This window comes from Streptomyces sp. NPDC007162 (assembly GCF_040634175.1).
Lineage (GTDB): Bacteria > Actinomycetota > Actinomycetes > Streptomycetales > Streptomycetaceae > Streptomyces.
Genome location: NZ_JBEYFC010000160.1, coordinates 1 through 17,619 on the forward strand (window position 1 = coordinate 1; position 17,619 = coordinate 17,619).

Here is a 17,619-nt window from a genome sequence, read left to right on the forward strand (position 1 = left end):
CCGGGCTGGCGGCGCTGCGCCGGGCCGGCGGCAGGGCGGCGGACACCGCGAGCGCCGACGCGTCGATCCTGCGGGCCGATCTGGTCGTCGACGGGATCGTGGGGATCGGCGGGAAGGGCGGGCTGCGGCCGGACGCGGCCGCGCTGGTGGCCGTGGTGGAGCGGTCGCGGGCCGCCGTGGTCGCCGTGGACCTGCCGAGCGGGGTCGAGGCGGACAGCGGCGAGGTGCGCGGGGCGGCCGTACGGGCCGACCTCACCGTCACCTTCGGGACGCACAAGCCGGGGCTGCTCATCGATCCCGCGCGGGCGTACGCCGGTTCGGTACAGCTGGTCGACATCGGGCTCGAACTGCCCGAGGAGGCCGAGCTGGAGGCGTTGCAGGACGTGGACGTGGCGCGGCTGCTGCCGGCGCCGTCGGCGGAGAGCGACAAGTACCGGCGGGGAGTGGTCGGCATCGCCGCCGGGTCGGCGCGCTACCCGGGCGCGGCCGTGCTCGCCGTGGCGGGTGCGCTGCGGGGCGGCGCCGGGGCCGTGCGGTACGCCGGGCCCGCCAAGGACGAGGTGCTGGCGCGCTTTCCCGAGACGCTGGTGTCGGACGGGGGGCCGCGCAAGGCCGGGCGGGTGCAGGCGTGGGTGGTCGGACCGGGCGCCGGTGACGACGCGCAGGTGGTCGCCGAGGTGCTGGCGGAGGACGTGCCGGTGCTGCTCGACGCGGACGGGCTGCGGCTCGCCGACAGGGACGCGGTGCGCGGTCGTACGGCACCCACGCTGATGACGCCGCACGCCGGGGAGGCGGCCGCGCTGCTGGGGGTACGGCGGGAGGAGGTCGAGGCCGGCCGGCTCGCGGCGGTGCGGGAGCTGGCGGCGGCGTACCGGGCGACGGTGCTGCTGAAGGGGTCGACGACGCTGGTGGCGGCGGCCGGGGGAGGAGCGGTCCGGGTCAACGCGACGGGGACGCCGTGGCTGGCCACCGCCGGGAGTGGGGATGTGCTGTCGGGGCTCGGGGGGTCGTTGCTCGCGGCGGGGTTGGACGGGCGGGACGCGGGGAGCGTGGCGGCGTATCTGCACGGGCTCGCGGGGAGGTTCGCCGCGCGGGGAGCGCCGACGGTCGCGCATGAGGTCGCTGCGGAGTTGCCGTCGGCTTGGCGGGGTGTTTTCCCGACGGGGTGAGGGGCGCTCCGATCGCGTGCCCTTTCCCGGCAGCGTCTGCATCCCTCGGGTGACCTCGCCGCGCGGCTCCCTGGAATCGCCGGGCCACCGGGGTTGTCTGATCGCATGATTAGTGGACGAATCATGTGTGAACGGCGGCGGAGTGCCGGAGTTCTCGTCGTCGCCGTGGCCGTGCTCTCCCTCGGGGCCGGGAGTGCCGTCGCCGCCACCGGTGCCCCCGAGCCGCCGGCCGTCGTTCCCGAGTCGGAGCTGGTGCCGGGGGTCGCGCCCGGCCCCGGACAGCCCTGGGCAGTCGACACCCCCGACCAGGTGCTGCCGCCGAAGGTGTACACGCCCGGTGCCAAGGAGGACGCCGTCGAGCCGAAGGCGGCGGCGCCGGGGACGTACGACCTCGTCGAGTACGTGCCGCTCAGCGACGCCGTCTCCAAGGTGAGCTGCTCCAAGCTCACCGGGCCGTACCAGAAGCAGATCGAGCAGTGGCTGAAGCTGAAGGCGGACGGCAGGCAGTCCGCCGCCGACTGCAAGGCCATCCAGAAGTTCCAGAAGCAGTACGGGATCAAGCCGGCGATCGGGTTCGCGGGGCCCGTGACCTGGTACCAGATGATGCTCCTGTCGGCGAGGAAGGACCCGAACGCCGAGAAGAACTGCCCCGTGAGGTCGTACCGGGTCGCCTGTGTCGATCTCAACCGGCAGGTCACCTGGGTGCAGAAGGGCAGCAAGGTGATCTACGGGCCGGTGCAGATGCGCAGCGGACGCAAGGGCTACGCGACCAGGGCCGGGTGGCACACCGTCTACTGGCGGCACAAGAACCACTGGTCGACCCTGTACAACTCGCCCATGCCGTACGCCCAGTTCTTCGACGGCGGGCAGGCCTTCCACGCCGTGTACGGCTCCATCTACACCACCGTCGGCTCCTGGGGCTGCGTGAACCTGAAGCTCGGCGACGCCAAGAGGCTGTGGGGCGTGCTGAAAAAGGGGGACAAGGTGTACGTGTGGGGGCACCGGACGGGTACCTGAGGTATCCGAACCTCGTACCAGGGCCTGCGCCGGAGGGCCGGCCGGGGCCTCTGAGACACTGGGGGCGCGATGAGTGAGACAGCAACTGCGCCGACCGCGCCCCTGCGCGCCCGCGCCGAGATCGACCTGGCCGCCCTGCGGGCCAACGTGCGGACCCTGCGTGCCCTCGCGCCGGGTGCGGCCCTGATGGCCGTGGTGAAGTCCGACGCGTACGGCCACGGCGCGCTCCGGTGCGCCCGCGCCGCCGTCGAGGCGGGCGCGGGCTGGCTGGGTACGGCCACTCCCGAGGAGGCCCTGGCGCTGCGCGCGGATGCGGGGCTGCCGGCGGACGTGCGGATCATGTGCTGGCTGTGGACCCCGGGCGGGCCCTGGCGGGAGGCCGTCGAGGCGGACCTGGACGTGTCGGTCAGCGGTCTCTGGGCGCTGCGCGAGGTCGTCGAGGCGGCGCGGCTGGCCGGCCGCCCCGCGCGCGTGCAGCTCAAGGCGGACACCGGACTCGGGCGCAACGGCTGCCAGCCCGCCGACTGGCCCGAGCTGGTCGGCGAGGCGCTGCGGGCCGAGGCGGCGGGCCGGGTGCGGATCACCGGACTCTGGTCGCACTTCGCCTGCGCCGACGAGCCGGGCCACCCCTCCGTCGCCGCCCAGCTCACCCTCTTCCGTGAACTGCTCGCGTACGCCGAGGAGCAGGGCGTGCGCCCCGAGGTGCGGCACATCGCCAACTCGCCGGCCACCCTCACCCTCCCCGAGTCCCACTTCGACCTCGTCCGCACGGGCATCGCGCTCTACGGCCTGTCGCCCAGCCCCGAGCTGGGCAGCGCGGCCGACTTCGGCCTGCGCCCGGTGATGACCCTGGCCGCCTCCCTCGCCCTGGTGAAGCACGTCCCGGGCGGACACGGCGTCAGCTACGGACACCGTTACGTCACGCCCGGCGAGACCACCCTCGGACTGGTCCCCGTCGGCTACGCGGACGGCGTCCCGCGGCACGCCTCCGGCAGCGGACCCGTGCTGATCGGCGGCAAGTGGCGGACGGTCGCCGGACGCGTCGCCATGGACCAGTTCGTCGTCGACCTCGGCGGTGACGAGCCCGAAACCGGCTCCGAGGCCGTGTTGTTCGGGCCGGGCGACCGCGGCGAGCCCACCGCCGAGGACTGGGCCCAGGCCGCCGGCACCATCGCCTACGAAATCGTCACCCGCATCGGAACCCGGGTCCCTCGCGTCTATGTGAACGAGGAACCGAATGGGCAGGAACCAAGGGACGGCGACTGACCTTCTCCTGGGTTCGGCGGCGCCACGACCCGGTTACACCTGTAGCAGCACCATGAGTCATGTCGTCGGCCGCACCCGAATGACCTAACCGGCGAACTGCAGTACGGCGAAGAGGAGCGGTACGTGAGCGAGAGCAGTGCGGAGGCCGTAGCGGACGCCGCGGCGGCCGTCGTCTCCGCCACGGGGGTGGACGGCAGCTGGCGCAAGGTGACCGGTATCGCCGGGGCCGCCATAGGCGTACTCGCCGCCGGGGCGGCGGCCGGGGTCGCCCTGGAGCGGATGACCGTCGGCCGCGGGATGCGCCGCAAGGCCCGGCTGGCCCTGGACTCGGCGGGACCCTACGGCACGCTGCGCGGCACACCGGGCAAGGCGTCCGCCGACGACGGCACCGAGCTGTACTACGAGGTCGACGAGACCGAACCCGACACCGGCACCGTCGTCTCCCCGCGCCGCCGCCGGCTCTTCGGCCGCAAGGCGCCCGCGCCCGTCACCGTCGTCTTCAGCCACGGCTACTGCCTCAACCAGGACTCCTGGCACTTCCAGCGCGCGGCCCTGCGCGGCGTCGTCCGCACCGTGCACTGGGACCAGCGCAGCCACGGCCGCTCCGGCCGGGGCGTCGCCCAGCACGAGGACGGCGCGCCGCTCACCATCGACCAGCTGGGCCGGGACCTCAAGGCCGTTCTCGACGCGGCCGTGCCCGAGGGGCCGATCGTGCTGGTGGGTCACTCCATGGGCGGTATGACCGTGATGGCGCTGGCCGCGCAGTACCCGGAGCTGATCCGCAAGCGGGTCGTCGCCACCGCCTTCGTCGGTACGTCGTCCGGGCGGCTCGGCGAGGTCAACTTCGGGCTGCCGGTCGCCGGCGTCAACGCGGTGCGCCGGGTACTGCCCGGAGTGCTGAAGGCGCTGGGCACCCAGGCCGCGCTGGTGGAGAAGGGACGGCAGATCACCGCCGACCTGTTCGCCGGGATCATCAAGCGGTACTCGTTCGCGGGCCGGGACATCGACCCGGCCGTCGAGCGGTTCGCCGAACGGATGATCGAGTCCACCCCGATCGACGTGGTCGCCGAGTTCTACCCGGCCTTCACCGACCACGACAAGACCGCCGCGCTCGCCCACTTCCAGAGCCTGCCGGTGCTGGTGCTGGCCGGGGTGCAGGACCTCGTCACGCCCAGCGAGCACAGCGAGGTCATCGCCGACCTGCTGCCCGACGCCGAACTGGTGCTGGTCCCGGACGCCGGTCACCTGGTCATGCTGGAACACCCGGAAGTCGTCACCGACCGCCTCGCCGACCTCCTCACCCGCGCGGGCGCGGTGCCGGCAGGGGCTACGGTAAGTGGCTATGGAAGCACCAGCAGCACGGCACGACCTGGCTGAGACCGAGCTGATCATCACCTCCCCCGAACAGATGCGGGAGCTGGGCCGCCGACTGGCCAAGCTGCTGCGCGCCGGTGACCTGGTGATGCTCAGCGGGGAGCTCGGCGCCGGCAAGACGACGCTGACGCGCGGCCTGGGCGAGGGGCTCGGGGTGCGCGGCGCCGTCACCTCGCCGACGTTCGTCATCGCCCGCGTCCACCCCTCCCTCGGCGGCGGGCCGCCGCTCGTGCACGTCGACGCGTACCGCCTCGGCGGCGGGCTCGACGAGATGGAGGACCTCGACCTCGACGTCTCGCTGCCCGAGTCCGTGATCGTCGTGGAGTGGGGCGAGGGCAAGGTCGAGGAGCTCACCGAGGACCGGCTCGTCGTGGGCATCCACCGGGCCGTCGGTGACACCACGGACGAGGTACGGCACGTCACCCTGACGGGTCTCGGGGAGCGGTGGGCCGCGGTGGGGCTGGGCGCGCTGTCCGCCTGAGGACCGTGTGAACGTTCCGACACGGCGTCGGGAAAATGTTGCGCCGGGCACATCGGGCGTGGTCACATGGTATCCAATCCGTGGTTAGGTCTGCCTAACCACGTCCGCCCCCGTACGTCAGGAGGCGCCCGTGTCCGTGTCCCAGTCCGAGGAGCGGCGACCGGTCACGGCCGCCGGGGTCTCCATGCGCGAGCTGCTGGCGTCCTGCGCTGCCGCCGACGCGGTGTCGAGGCCACCGGGGCGGCCGGAGCCGGTGTCCCGGCCGGTGACGCAGTCGGCGTCGCAGCCGGGCGCGCGGGCACGTGAGGCGGCCTAGGCGCGGTCCGGGCGAGGCCTGGGCGGCCTGGACGAGCCCGGGTGCTCAGCGGATCACCATCACCTTCACGCCGATCGTCGCGAACCGCCACATCGCCTCGCCGTCCGCGCGGGTCTCGCGGATGCCGCCCGTCTTCACCGTCGGGTCGGGGGTCTCCGCGGAGCCGCGGCCGGTGGCGGCGCTGAAGCCGATCGCCGAGCCGTCCTTCGTCGTCGCGAAGCGGACCACGTGCTCGATGGGCAGCCCGTCCGTGCCCGTGACGGCCTTCGAGCGGGACGTCACCCAGTAGGCGCCCGGGACGGGGTCGATCGCCCCGGGGCGCACCGGGAAGGTGCGCTCCAGGCGGCCCTGCTCGTTGACGAGCCAGACCCGGTCGTCGTCCACCGAGTACACCACCCGTTCACCCGTTCCGGAGTTGTTCGGCAGGGCGTCCGGATGGCGCTGGTCCCGGGGTGCCCTGGACGCCGTCGCCCCGGGCGCGGCGCTCGCCGCCGACCTGGCGCCCAGGCCGGGCGGAACGGTGGCGGAGGCCTGGTAGGCGAGGAGGCCGACCGCGCCGACGGCCGCCGCGGTGAGGCCCGCCACGATTCCCGAGCTGGTCCCTGACACGTGCGTCACCCCTGCCTGGCCGGATGCCCTGTCGTACGACTCACGTACGACCCACGTACGACTCGCCGTATATGTCGTACTTCGTACGAACCGTAGCAGTCAGTGACCGTCTGCTCCGGACGGCCGTGCTCGCGCCGCCGGAGCCGTAGGCTGTTCGCGTGCTCTTGCTCGCTCTGGATACCGCCACCCCTGCCGTCACCGTCGCGCTGTACGACGGTACGGCCGTCATCGCCTCGTCGAGCCAGGTGGACGCGCGCCGGCACGGCGAGCTGCTGCTGCCGGCCGTGGACCGCGTCCTCGCCGAGGCAGGGGTCAAGCTGGACGCCGTGACCGGGATCGCCGTAGGCGTCGGACCCGGTCCCTACACCGGCCTGCGGGTCGGTCTGATGACCGCCGACACCTTCGGGCTCGCGCTCGGGGTGCCCGTGCACGGCCTGTGCACGCTCGACGCCCTCGCCTACGCGGCCGACATCGAGAAGGGCCCGTTCGTCGTGGCCACCGACGCCCGCCGCAAAGAGGTCTACTGGGCGACGTACGCCGACTCGCGCACCCGGCTCACGGACCCGGCGGTCGACCGGCCCGCCGACATCGCCGAGCGGGTCGCCGGTATGCCGGCGGTCGGCGCGGGCGCGCTGCTCTACCCGGACACCTTCCCGGCCGCCCACGAACCCGAGCACGTCTCGGCCGCGGCCCTGGCCTCCCTCGCCGCCGCCAGGCTGGCCGCGGGCGAGGAGCTGCCCGCGCCCCGGCCGCTGTACCTGCGCCGGCCGGACGCCCAGGTGCCCAAGAACTACAAGGTGGTCACACCCAAGTGACCGCACAGCTGCGCGAGATGCGCTGGTGGGACATCGACCCGGTCCTGGAGCTGGAGAGGGACCTGTTCCCCGAGGACGCCTGGTCCCGGGGCATGTTCTGGTCCGAGCTGGCGCACGCGAGGGGACCGCAGGCGTCCCGGCGGTACGTGGTCGCCCTGGAGGGCGACCGGATCGTCGGGTACGCGGGGCTGGCCGCGCAGGGCGCCGGCTCCGAGGGCGGCGCCGCCCCCATGGGCGACATCCAGACCATCGCCGTACGCCGTGACCAGTGGGGCACCGGCCTCGGCGGCGAGCTGCTCACCGAGCTGCTGCGGGCCGCGACCGCCTTCGAGTGCGCCGAGGTCATGCTCGAGTGCCGGGTCGACAACCTCCGCGCCCAGAAGCTCTACGAACGGTTCGGCTTCGAGCCCATCGGGTTCCGCCGCGGCTACTACCAGCCGGGGAACGTGGACGCCCTGGTGATGCGGCTGACGACGAAACCCGACGGTGGCTCCGCCGACGGATCCACCTCCGAACAAGGAACCGAGATCAATGGCTGACGAACCCCTGGTCCTGGGGATCGAGACCTCCTGCGACGAGACCGGTGTCGGCATCGTCCGGGGCACCACCCTGCTGGCCGACGCCGTCGCCTCGTCCGTGGACGAGCACGCCCGCTTCGGCGGGGTCGTCCCCGAGGTGGCGTCCCGGGCGCACCTGGAGGCGATGGTCCCGACGATCGAGCGCGCCCTGAAGGAAGCGGGCGTGAGCGCCAGGGACCTGGACGGCATCGCGGTCACGGCGGGCCCCGGCCTGGCCGGCGCGCTGCTGGTCGGCGTCTCGGCGGCGAAGGCGTACGCCTACGCGCTGGGCAAGCCGCTGTACGGCGTGAACCACCTGGCCTCCCACATCTGCGTCGACCAGCTCGAACACGGTCCGCTGCCCGAGCCGACGATGGCCCTGCTGGTCTCCGGCGGCCACTCCTCCCTGCTGCTGTCCTCGGACATCACCTCCGACGTACGACCGCTCGGCGCGACCATCGACGACGCGGCGGGCGAGGCTTTCGACAAGATCGCACGGGTGCTGAACCTGGGCTTTCCCGGCGGCCCGGTCATCGACCGCTACGCGAAGGAGGGCGACCCGGAGGCGATCGCCTTCCCGCGCGGCCTGACCGGCCCCCGCGACCCGGCGTACGACTTCTCCTTCTCCGGTCTCAAGACGGCGGTGGCCCGCTGGATCGAGGCCAGGCGGGCGGCGGGCGAGGAGGTCCCGGTCCGCGACGTGTCCGCGTCTTTCCAGGAGGCGGTCGTCGACGTCCTGACCCGCAAGGCCGTCCGCGCCTGCCGGGACGAGGGCGTCGACCACCTGATGATCGGCGGCGGGGTGGCCGCCAACTCCCGGCTGCGCGCCCTCGCCCAGGAGCGCTGCGAGGCGGCCGGCATCCGGCTGCGGGTCCCGCGCCCGAAGCTGTGCACGGACAACGGCGCGATGGTCGCCGCCCTGGGCGCCGAGATGGTCGCCCGCAACCGGACGGCGTCGGGCTGGGACCTCTCCGCGGACAGCTCCCTGCCCGTGACGGATCCGCACGTGCCCGGCAACCACGACCACGTGCACGAGGTGAGCAAGGAGAACCTCTACTCGTGACGGTCGCGTCGATGTGGGAGGCGCGGGCCGCGCAGGGCAGGGGCGACCACCTGCTCGCGTGGGCGCGGGCACAGCGGCTCACCCGCGCCCCCCTGCGCCGCGAGACGTTCCGGGCGCCGCAGGACCGGGTGCTGGTCATCACCTGGTGGGAGGGGGAGTACGACGCCGACCTGCCCGAACTCCCCGACCCGCCCGGCGACCTGGTGAGCCGCCCGGTCCACCGCTGGCGTTTCGAGTCGGTCGACGGCGGCGGCCGCTGACCGGCCGTCACACCACCTCCGTCGCGCAGCGCAGCATCCGGTCCGGTCCCAACCGCCGCACCGGGCCGGTCAGCCGAAGCCCCACCGCGGCCCGCACCTGAGCGCTCGAAGCCGCCACCCGCAGCTCCAGCGCCCCCGGCTCCACCACCCGCGCACCCTCCCGGTCCGTGAACGCCGACAGGTCCGCGTGGAACCGGAAGGTCACCTGCCGCGATGCTCCCGGGGGCAGCTCGACCCGCTGGTAGCCGATCAGCCGGACGTCCGGGCGGGTCACCGAGGCCACCGGGTCGTGCAGGTAGAGCTGGACGACCTCCGCGCCCGCCCGCTCGCCCGTGTTGCGCACCGTCAGGGTCACGTCGTGGGTGCCGTCCGTGGTGATCTCGGCCGTGTCCGGCGAGAGCAGGTCCCAGGCGAACGCCGTGTACGAGCGGCCGTGCCCGAAGGGGTACAGCGGGGTCGGGTCCAGGTTGCTGACCTCGCCCGCCAGGCCCAGCGGCGGCTGGAGATAGGTCCAGGGCTGACCGCCGGGCACCCTCGGAACGCTCACCGGCAGCCTCCCCGAGGGGTTGACGCGGCCCGACAGCACGCCCGCCACCGCCGGGCCGCCCTCCTCCCCGGGGAAGAACGCCTGCACCACCGCGCCCAGCCGGCCGTGCCAGCGGCCCAGTGCGTACGGGCGCCCGGTGAGCAGGACCAGGACCACCGGCACCCCGGTGGCGACCAGCGCGTCCAGGAGGCCGGCCTGGACGCCGGGCAGCGCGAGGTCCGTGACGTCGCAGCCCTCGCCGGAGGTGCCCCGTCCGAACAGGCCCGCCCGGTCGCCCAGGACCGCCACGCACACGTCCGCCTCCGAGGCACGGGCCACCGCCTCCTCGAAACCCGAGGCGTCCGGGTCCGACACGTCGCAGCCCTCGGCGAACGTCACCTTCGCGTCCGGGAGTTCGGTGCGCAGGGAGTCGAGGACCGTGGGGATGGAGATGCCCAGGTCCACCTCGGGGTGGTGGGTGAGGACGTGGGACGGGAAGGAGTAGCAGCCGAGCATGGCGAGCGCGTCGGCGGCCCGGGGGCCGACCACCGCGATGCGGGTGCCGGGAGCGAGGGGGAGCGTGCCGTCGGGGTTGTCCAGCAGGACCACCGACTCCTCGGCCAGCCGGCGGGCCAGGGCGCGGTTGGCCGTCGAGTCGAGGTCGACCGGGCCCTCCCGCACCGGCTCCCAGTCCTCGTCCAGCAGGCCCAGTTCGCACTTCTGCAGCAGGACCCGGCGGGCCGCCCGGTCGATCAACGACTCCGGGACGGTGCCTTCCCGGACCGCGGCCACCAGCGGGCGGCCGTAGCACTTCAGCGTCGGCAGTTCGACGTCGATGCCCGCCGCGAGCGCCAGGTGCGCCGCCTCCGCCTCCGTGCCCGCCACCCGGTGCAGCGTCTGCAGGAAGCCGATGCCGAAGTAGTCGGCGACCACCGTGCCCTCGAAACCCCAGTCGGAGCGCAGGAGTTCGGTCAGCAGGCGTGGGTCGGCGGAGGCCGGGACGCCGTCCGTGTCGTTGTACGCGGCCATCACCGAGCGGGCGCCGCCCTCGCGCAGCGCCATCTCGAACGGGGGCAGGGTGATGTCCGCGAACTCCCGCACCCCGGCGCGGACCGGCGCCAGGTTGCGGGCGCCCGCGGAGGAGGCGTAACCGGCGAAGTGCTTGAGGGTGGCGACGATCCCGGCCGACTCCAGGCCCCGCACGTAGGCCGTGCCGATCGTGCCCACCAGGTAGGGGTCCTCGCCGATCGTCTCCTCGACCCGGCCCCAGCGCGGATCGCGGACCACGTCCAGGACGGGGGCCAGCCCCTGGTGGACCCCGACCGAGCGGAGGTCGTGGCCGATGCGCCGGCCCAGCTCCTCGGCGAGCTGCGGGTCGAAGGAGGCACCCCAGGCGAGCGGGACCGGGTACGCCGTCGCCTGCCAGGCAGTGAACCCGGCCAGGCACTCCTCGTGGGCGATCGCCGGGATGCCGAAGCGGCCGGCCGCGGTGATCCGGCGCTGGGCGCGGGCCAGTGCACGCGCGCCCAGCGCCGGGGCCACCGGGGCGGTGCCGAAGGAGCGGGTCAGCTGGCCGAGGCCGAGCGTGATCAGCTCCTCCCAGTCGTAGTCGGCGGTCATCTCGCGTTGCAGCGGGGCGACTCCGTCGCCGTCCGTGGCAGCGCCCACCCACACGCCGTAGAGCTGGGCGGTCTTCTCCTCCAGGGTCATCCGGGAGAGCAGGTCGTCGACGCGGGTGGCGGCGGGCAGTGCGGGGTCTCGCCATGGAGCGGTGGTCATGAAACTCCCGTCTTCGCTTTCTGCGGGCTCCTGCTGGAACGCTGCTACGAATGTTTCGTACCACACACCGAATGTTCCGGGAACCTATGGCGCGCGCAGGTCTTCGTCAAGGGGGAGAGCGGGGATACGATCGCGGACATGACCCCTTCGAAGCCCGCAGAAACGCAGACGGCGACGCTCGCCGAAATCGCCCGCGAGGCCGGCGTGTCCGCTCCGACTGTTTCGAAGGTCCTCAACGGGCGCGCCGACGTCGCCCCGGCGACCCGCACCCGCGTCGAGGAACTGCTGCGCGCCTACGGCTACCGGCGCCGCCGCGCCGAGGCCTCCCGGTCCCCGCTGATCGACCTGGTCTTCCACGAGCTGGAGAGCGCCTGGGCGATGGAGGTCATCCGGGGGGTGGAGAACGTGGCCCGGGACGCGGGCCTGAGTGTCGTCCTCTCCGAGTCCGCCGGGCGGCTCACCCCCGGGCGGACCTGGGCGGACCAGGTGGCGGCGCGCCGGCCGCACGGGGTGGTGCTGGTGCTGTCCGGTCTGGACGAGTCGCAGCGGGCGTTGCTGCTGAGCCGGTCCATCCCGTTCGTGGTGATGGACCCGGCGGGAGACCCCGGGCCGGACGTGCCGTCCATCGGGGCCACCAACTGGCAGGGCGGGCTGGCCGCCACCCGGCACCTCGTCGAGCTGGGACACCGGCGCATCGGCGCGATCAGCGGGCCGTCCCGGATGATGTGCAGCAGGGCCCGTGTGGACGGGTACCGGGCCGCGCTCGAGACCGCCGGGCTCCCCGTGGACCAGGGGCTGGTCAAGGCCGGCGACTTCCACCACGACGCCGGCTACCGGCTCGGCCTGGAGCTGCTGCGGATGCCCGACCGGCCCACCGCGGTCTTCACCGGCAACGACCTCCAGGCGCTCGGGCTGTACGAGGCCGCGCGTGAGCTGGGGCTGCGCATCCCGGAGGACGTGAGCATCGTCGGGTTCGACGATCTGCCGGTGGCCCGCTGGGTGGGGCCCCCGCTGACGACCGTACGGCAGCCGCTGACCGAGATGGCCGAGGCGGCGGCGCGGCTGGTGCTGGAGATGGGGCGCGCACAGGAGGCCACGACCGCGACCCGGGTGGAGCTGGCGACCAGTCTGGTGGTGCGGTCCAGTACGGCGCCGCCCGCCTCCGGCTGAGGCGTCCGTGGCCGGAAGTTGACGTATTGACGGGTGGTGCGAGCGCCCCCACACTCCTCCGAAGCCAATCGGTTGCACGACCGAAACTTTCGGAGGCTTCTGCGATGAGATCTCTGAGAACAGGCTTGTCCCTGGCGGCACTCGTCACCGGCGCCGCCCTGCTGTGCACGGCGCCCGCGGCGCACGCCGCCGACACCCCGCTGCGCGACCTCGCGGCGGCCAAGGGCAAGCTGATCGGCACCGCGGTCACCGGCTCCAAGCTCACCGGTACCTACGGGGACCTCGCCGGCAGCCAGTTCAGCTCGCTGACCCCGGGCAACGCCATGAAGTGGGGGACCGTCGAGCCCGCCCAGGGCACCTTCAACTGGACCGAGGCGGACCAGATCGTCGCCTTCGCCCAGGCCCACAACCAGCAGGTGCGCGGCCACACCCTGGTCTGGCACAACCAGAACCCCGGCTGGCTGACGAACGGAACCTGGACCTCCGCCCAGCTCGGCAGCCTCCTGCAGAACCACATCAGCACCGAGGTCGGCCGCTACAAGGGGAAGATCGCCGCCTGGGACGTCGTCAACGAGCCCTTCAACGAGGACGGCAGCTACCGGTCGACGATCTGGTACAACGGCCTCGGCTCCGGCTACATCGCCGACGCCCTGACCTGGGCACACGCGGCCGACCCGGCCGCCAAGCTGTACATCAACGACTACAACGTCGAGGGCGTCGACGCGAAGAGCACCGCCCTGTACAACCTGGTCAAGTCGCTCAAGGCGGCGGGCGTCCCGATCGACGGGGTGGGCCTGCAGGCGCACCTGATCCTCGGCCAGGTGCCGGCCACGCTCCAGCAGAACATCCAGCGCTTCGCCGACCTCGGCGTCGACGTGGCGATCACCGAGCTCGACGTCCGGATGACGCTGCCCGCGGACAGCGGCAAACTCGCCCAGCAGAAGGCCGACTACAAGTCGGTGGTGGCCGCGTGCGTGGCCGTGAGCCGCTGTGTCAACGTCACCGTGTGGGGCTTCGCCGACTCCGACTCCTGGGTGGACAGCACGTTCCCGGGGTACGGGGCGGCGACGCCGTACGACGCGAACTATGCGCCGAAACCGGCGTACTACGGCATCTCCGAGGCGCTCGGCGGGACCACGACCACACCGCCGCCGACGGGGGCCTGCACCGCCGCCTACAGCGTCGGCAGCCAGTGGAGCACCGGGTTCACGGGCCAGGTGACCGTCTCCTGCTCGGGCGCCTCGCTGTCGTCCTGGAAGGTGAACTGGACCTACGGTGCCGGGCAGCAGATCACGCAGGCCTGGAACGCCGACTGCACCCAGTCGGGCGCGGCCGTGTCCTGTGCGAACGCCTCCTACAACGGGACCGTGGCGGACGGGAGTTCGGTGACGTTCGGGTTCAACGCGTCCTGGAGCGGGAGCAATCCCGTGCCCACGGTGACCCTTGAGTAAGCGGGGACTGAGAAGCGTGAGATTTTCCGAAGAAAACCCCTTCACCACGCTTCCACTAACACTCCCCTAATAATTCGGACTTACGTTCCTGCCTTGTGACGGGACACGAGGAGCAGGACGACGCGGTCAGACGGGTGGGCCGGCGGTCGAGAGCGGTCAAGATCGTCGGTCTCACCCTGGCGGGCGTCATGACGCTCGGCATCGCGGCCGCGGGGTGGGCCTATGTGCACCTCGACGACAACATCAAGAGCGTCGACATCAACAGCGCGCTCGGGGACGACCGGCCGGCGAAGGCGGTCACCACACCGACGGCCGCCGCGTCCCCGCTGCCCACCGGGTCCGTGAACATCCTGGTGCTGGGCTCGGACTCGCGCAGCGGCAAGGAGAACGAGAAGCTCGGCGGGGGCAGCAGCTCGGGCGCCCGTTCCGACACCGCGATGGTGGTGCACATCGACGCCGGCCGGACCTCGGCCAGCGTCGTCAGCATCCCCCGCGACACCCTGGTCACCCGCCCCTCCTGCCCGCTGTCCTCCGGCGGCTCGACGGCCGTCGCCCACGACTCGATGTTCAACAGCGCCTACTCGGTGGGCGGGGCGGTGTGCGCGGTCAAGACGGTCGAGTCGATCACCGGTGTCCGGATGGACCACTACCTGGAGATCGACTTCTCGGGCTTCGCGAAGCTGGTGGACGCGCTCGGCGGGGTCACCGTCACCACCGGCCAGGACATCGACGACGACGACAGCCACCTGCACCTGAAGAAGGGCACCCACCACCTCGACGGCAAGACGGCCCTGGCGCTCGCCCGCACCCGGCACGGCATAGGCGACGGCAGCGACCTGGGCCGGATAGGCCTCCAGCAGAAACTGGTCAAGGCCCTCCTCGACCGGATGGCCTCCATCAGCCTCCTCAGTGACCCGGCCAGGCTCTACGAGGTCGCCGACGCCGTCACCGCCTCCCTCACCACCGACACCGGCCTGGACTCGCTGACCGAGCTGATGCGCCTCGGGCAGAGCCTGAAGGGGCTGACCTCGGACAACGTCAAGACCGTGATGATGCCCGTGGTGACCGCGCCCTCCGACCCCAACCGGGTGATCGCGAAGGAGCCCGCGGCGAGCGAGCTGTGGGAGTCGTTGCGGTAGGGCCGAAAAAATCCACGGGGAATTCCGGCGGGCGTGTCGATCCGGGGGCGGGCCGTTCGACGCAAGGGTGAGAGGCAGGGAAACGCCCTGTCGTCCTACCCCGAGGAGTCACCATGCCCCGTTACCTGTCGCTCGTGCGGATCGACGAGAACTCCGCCCCCGCAGAGGGCCCCAGCCCGGAGCTGATGCAGCGGATGGGCGAGCTGATCGAGGAGATCACCAAGGCCGGCGTGATGCTGGACACCGCCGGTCTGACGCCCACCGCCGACGGCACCCGCGTCCACTGGGAGGGCGGGAAGATCTCCGTCACCGACGGGCCGTTCACCGAGTCCAAGGAGGTCGTCGGCGGCTACGCGATCATGCAGTGCAAGGACAAGGCCGAGGCCCTGGAGTGGACCAAGCGGTTCCTGAAGGTCCACGAGGAGTTCTGGACGGTGACCTGCGAGGTGCGGGAGATCGCCGAGGGCTGACCTTCCTGGCGTACGTCCGACGGTGGGTGTTGCATGGGGGGCTGTGAGCACACAGCCCCCTGCCGAGGCCGCCCCCGAGGCCGACGCCCGCCACGCCATCGAGACCGTCTTCCGTCTGGAGTCGCCCCGCGTGATCGCCGGCGTGGCCCGGATCGTCCGGGACGTCGGCATCGCGGAGGAGCTGGCCCAGGACGCGCTGGTCGCCGCCCTGGAGCAGTGGCCCCGGGACGGCGTGCCCGACAACCCGGGCGCCTGGCTCATGGCCACCGCCCGCCACCGTGCCGTCGACCTGGTCCGGCGCCGCGAGAACTACGCCCGCAAGCTCGCCGAGATCGGCCGCAGCACGGAGTCGGCCGTCCCGCCCGAGCAGCCCGCCGACCCGGAGGACATCGACGACGACCTGCTCCGCCTGGTCTTCACCACCTGCCACCCCGTGCTGTCGCCCGAGGCCCGCACCGCCCTCACCCTGCGCCTGCTCGGCGGCCTGAGCACGGCCGAGATCGCCCGTGCCTTCCTCGTCCCCGAGCCGACGGTCGCCCAGCGCGTCGTCCGTGCCAAGCGCACCCTGGCGACGAAGAACATCGCCTTCGAGGTGCCGTACGGACCCGACCGCGAGGCCCGGCTCGGCTCGGTCCTGGACGTCATCTACCTGATCTACAACGAGGGGTACGCGGCCACGGCGGGCGACGACTGGCTGCGCCCGTCGCTGTGCGAGGACGCGCTGCGGCTGGCCCGCGTGCTGTCCGGCCTGATGCCCAAGGAGCCCGAGGTGCACGCCCTGACCGCGCTCCTGGAGTTCCAGTCCTCCCGGGCCGCCGCCCGCACCGGGCCCGACGGCGAACCGGTCCTGCTGAGGGACCAGGACCGGCGCCGCTGGAACCGCATGCTCATCACGAGGGGGATCAGGGCGCTGGCCCGCGCGGACGCGACCGCGACCGGCGCCCCCGGTCCGTACGCCCTCCAGGCGGCCATCGCGGCCTGCCACGCGCACGCGTACACCTACGAGGAGACCGACTGGCCGGCCATCGCCACCCTGTACCGGCTGCTCGCCGCCCGGTCCCCGTCCCCGGTCGTCGAGCTGAACCGCGCGGTGGCCGTGTCGATGACTCAGGGACCGGAGCAGGCCCTCGCGATCGTGGACGCCCTGACGGCCGAACCCGCCCTGCGCGACTACCACCTGCTGCCGAGCGTGCGCGGCGACCTGCTCGCCCGCCTCGGCCGCACGACCGAGGCCCGCACGGAGTTCGAACGCGCGGCGGCCCTGGCCCGCAACGAACGCGAACGCGAGCTGCTGCTGACCCGGGCCCGCCGGTGCGCCCCGTGACCTGACGTCGCTCAGGACGGCCCGGCACCTGTGGCCGGGCGGGCGGGGGAGCCGATGAGCATGGTCGGGGCCCCCGCCACCCGGGTGAGGAACACGGTCGCCGCGTTCGGACCCTGCGGCTTGACCTTCCTGCGCAGTTCCTCCGGCTCCACGGCCGACCCGCGCTTCTTCACGGTCAGGTTCCCGACCCCGCGCTCCCGCAGCAGCGCCTTCAGCTTCTTCACGTTGAAGGGGAGCCGGTCGGTGATCTCGTACGGCGTCGCGTAGTCGGTGGGGCGCAGCTCGTCGGCCGTGATGTACGCGATCGTCGGGTCGACCAGGCCGCCGTCCAGGTCCGCGGCCACCTCGGCGACCAGGTGGGCACGGATGACGGCGCCGTCGGGCTCGTACAGGTAGCGGCCCACGGGACGCACGCCGGGGTCGGGCAGGCCTCGGCCGAGCAGGGTGCGCGGGCCGGGCAGGAGGGTGGCGCGCACCGCCCCCGGCTCCGTCCCGAACCACAGGACCGCCTCCTTCACGTCACCCGCGTCCGAGATCCACTCGGCCTCGGCGTCCGCCGGCACCGCCTCGTGCGGGACACCCGGGGCGATCTTCAGCGCCGCCACCCGGGTGGTCGAGGCCGCCGCGACCGCCCAGGACAGCGGCGGTGAGTACGCCTCCGGGTCGAAGATGCGGCCGCGGCCGCCGCGGCGGGCCGGGTCGACGAACACGGCGTCACAGCCGGCCGTGTCCACCTCGGTGACGTCGGCCTCGCGGACCTGGATCAGGTCTGGCAGGCCCTCGGTGCCCCCCGGATCAGCTACTTCGGCTACTCGTACGGCACCTACCTGGGC

Annotated in this window: 17 protein-coding genes and 1 pseudogene; 15 read left to right on the forward strand and 3 right to left on the reverse strand. The window is 72.9% G+C overall.

The window, feature by feature from the left end; translation table 11 throughout:
• From ABZ646_RS20420 to ABZ646_RS20445, 6 genes are all read left to right on the forward strand, one after another.
• Positions 1-1,169 (forward strand): NAD(P)H-hydrate dehydratase (locus ABZ646_RS20420; RefSeq protein WP_360520486.1); only part of this gene is annotated, 1,169 nt, incomplete at its 5' end.
• Between the two features lie 123 nt (positions 1,170-1,292).
• Positions 1,293-2,186 carry a L,D-transpeptidase gene (locus tag ABZ646_RS20425; protein ID WP_360520489.1) on the forward strand — a complete coding sequence of 298 codons (894 nt, stop codon included), beginning with the start codon at positions 1,293-1,295 and terminating at the stop codon, positions 2,184-2,186.
• A 69-nt stretch (positions 2,187-2,255) separates the two neighbouring features.
• Entirely contained in the window at positions 2,256-3,452 is a 1,197-nt protein-coding gene (alr, locus tag ABZ646_RS20430; RefSeq protein WP_360520492.1) for an alanine racemase, read from the forward strand.
• 123 nt (positions 3,453-3,575) lie between these two features.
• Positions 3,576-4,829 (forward strand): alpha/beta hydrolase, encoded by a 1,254-nt coding sequence (locus ABZ646_RS20435; RefSeq protein ID WP_360520495.1) that lies wholly within the window; start codon positions 3,576-3,578, stop codon positions 4,827-4,829.
• On the forward strand, positions 4,795-5,307 hold the full coding sequence (gene tsaE, locus ABZ646_RS20440; protein WP_360520498.1) for a tRNA (adenosine(37)-N6)-threonylcarbamoyltransferase complex ATPase subunit type 1 TsaE: 513 nt from the start codon (positions 4,795-4,797) through the stop codon (positions 5,305-5,307). The genes ABZ646_RS20435 and tsaE overlap by 35 nt, the downstream gene beginning before the upstream one ends.
• Positions 5,308-5,437: 130 nt before the next feature.
• A complete protein-coding gene (locus ABZ646_RS20445; RefSeq protein WP_360520501.1) occupies positions 5,438-5,623 on the forward strand; it encodes a hypothetical protein in 186 nt (61 codons plus the stop codon).
• 45 nt (positions 5,624-5,668) lie between these two features.
• On the opposite strand, the gene ABZ646_RS20450 is transcribed toward ABZ646_RS20445, so the two are convergent.
• A complete protein-coding gene (locus ABZ646_RS20450) occupies positions 5,669-6,232 on the reverse strand; it encodes a hypothetical protein (RefSeq protein ID WP_360520504.1) in 564 nt (187 codons plus the stop codon).
• Between the two features lie 158 nt (positions 6,233-6,390).
• On the opposite strand from ABZ646_RS20450, the gene tsaB reads away from it, so the two are divergent.
• The 4 genes from tsaB to ABZ646_RS20470 are packed head-to-tail and all read left to right on the forward strand — an operon-like array spanning position 6,391 to position 8,927.
• Complete coding sequence (gene tsaB, locus ABZ646_RS20455) at positions 6,391-7,047, forward strand: tRNA (adenosine(37)-N6)-threonylcarbamoyltransferase complex dimerization subunit type 1 TsaB (RefSeq protein WP_360520507.1); 657 nt, start codon at positions 6,391-6,393, stop codon at positions 7,045-7,047.
• A gap of 17 nt (positions 7,048-7,064) precedes the next feature.
• A complete protein-coding gene (gene rimI, locus ABZ646_RS20460) occupies positions 7,065-7,586 on the forward strand; it encodes a ribosomal protein S18-alanine N-acetyltransferase (protein ID WP_360520531.1) in 522 nt (173 codons plus the stop codon).
• A complete protein-coding gene (gene tsaD, locus ABZ646_RS20465; protein ID WP_360520510.1) occupies positions 7,579-8,667 on the forward strand; it encodes a tRNA (adenosine(37)-N6)-threonylcarbamoyltransferase complex transferase subunit TsaD in 1,089 nt (362 codons plus the stop codon). Before rimI ends, tsaD begins: the two co-directional genes overlap by 8 nt.
• Positions 8,664-8,927 (forward strand): hypothetical protein, encoded by a 264-nt coding sequence (locus ABZ646_RS20470; RefSeq protein WP_360520513.1) that lies wholly within the window; start codon positions 8,664-8,666, stop codon positions 8,925-8,927. Before tsaD ends, ABZ646_RS20470 begins: the two co-directional genes overlap by 4 nt.
• Before the next feature lie 7 nt (positions 8,928-8,934).
• Here ABZ646_RS20470 and ABZ646_RS20475 read toward each other — a convergent pair whose 3' ends face one another.
• Positions 8,935-11,232 carry a glycoside hydrolase family 3 N-terminal domain-containing protein gene (locus tag ABZ646_RS20475; RefSeq protein ID WP_360520516.1) on the reverse strand — a complete coding sequence of 766 codons (2,298 nt, stop codon included), beginning with the start codon at positions 11,230-11,232 and terminating at the stop codon, positions 8,935-8,937.
• 138 nt (positions 11,233-11,370) lie between these two features.
• Between ABZ646_RS20475 and ABZ646_RS20480 the strand changes: the two genes are divergently transcribed.
• The 5 genes from ABZ646_RS20480 to ABZ646_RS20500 all read left to right on the forward strand — a co-directional run bounded on the left by ABZ646_RS20480 (position 11,371) and on the right by ABZ646_RS20500 (position 16,786).
• Entirely contained in the window at positions 11,371-12,402 is a 1,032-nt protein-coding gene (locus ABZ646_RS20480; RefSeq protein WP_360520519.1) for a LacI family DNA-binding transcriptional regulator, read from the forward strand.
• A 104-nt stretch (positions 12,403-12,506) separates the two neighbouring features.
• Positions 12,507-13,853, forward strand: a complete 1,347-nt coding sequence (locus ABZ646_RS20485; protein WP_360520522.1) for an endo-1,4-beta-xylanase — start codon at positions 12,507-12,509, stop codon at positions 13,851-13,853.
• Positions 13,854-14,041: 188 nt separating this feature from the next.
• On the forward strand, positions 14,042-14,992 hold the full coding sequence (locus ABZ646_RS20490) for an LCP family protein (protein WP_360520534.1): 951 nt from the start codon (positions 14,042-14,044) through the stop codon (positions 14,990-14,992).
• 113 nt (positions 14,993-15,105) lie between these two features.
• A complete protein-coding gene (locus ABZ646_RS20495) occupies positions 15,106-15,462 on the forward strand; it encodes a YciI family protein (protein WP_360520525.1) in 357 nt (118 codons plus the stop codon).
• A 43-nt stretch (positions 15,463-15,505) separates the two neighbouring features.
• Positions 15,506-16,786, forward strand: coding sequence for an RNA polymerase sigma factor (locus tag ABZ646_RS20500; protein ID WP_360520528.1), 1,281 nt, complete (start codon positions 15,506-15,508; stop codon positions 16,784-16,786).
• Between the two features lie 11 nt (positions 16,787-16,797).
• On the opposite strand, the pseudogene ABZ646_RS20505 reads toward ABZ646_RS20500, so the two are convergent.
• Positions 16,798-17,619: pseudogene (locus ABZ646_RS20505) on the reverse strand (SAM-dependent methyltransferase); the annotation flags it as partial.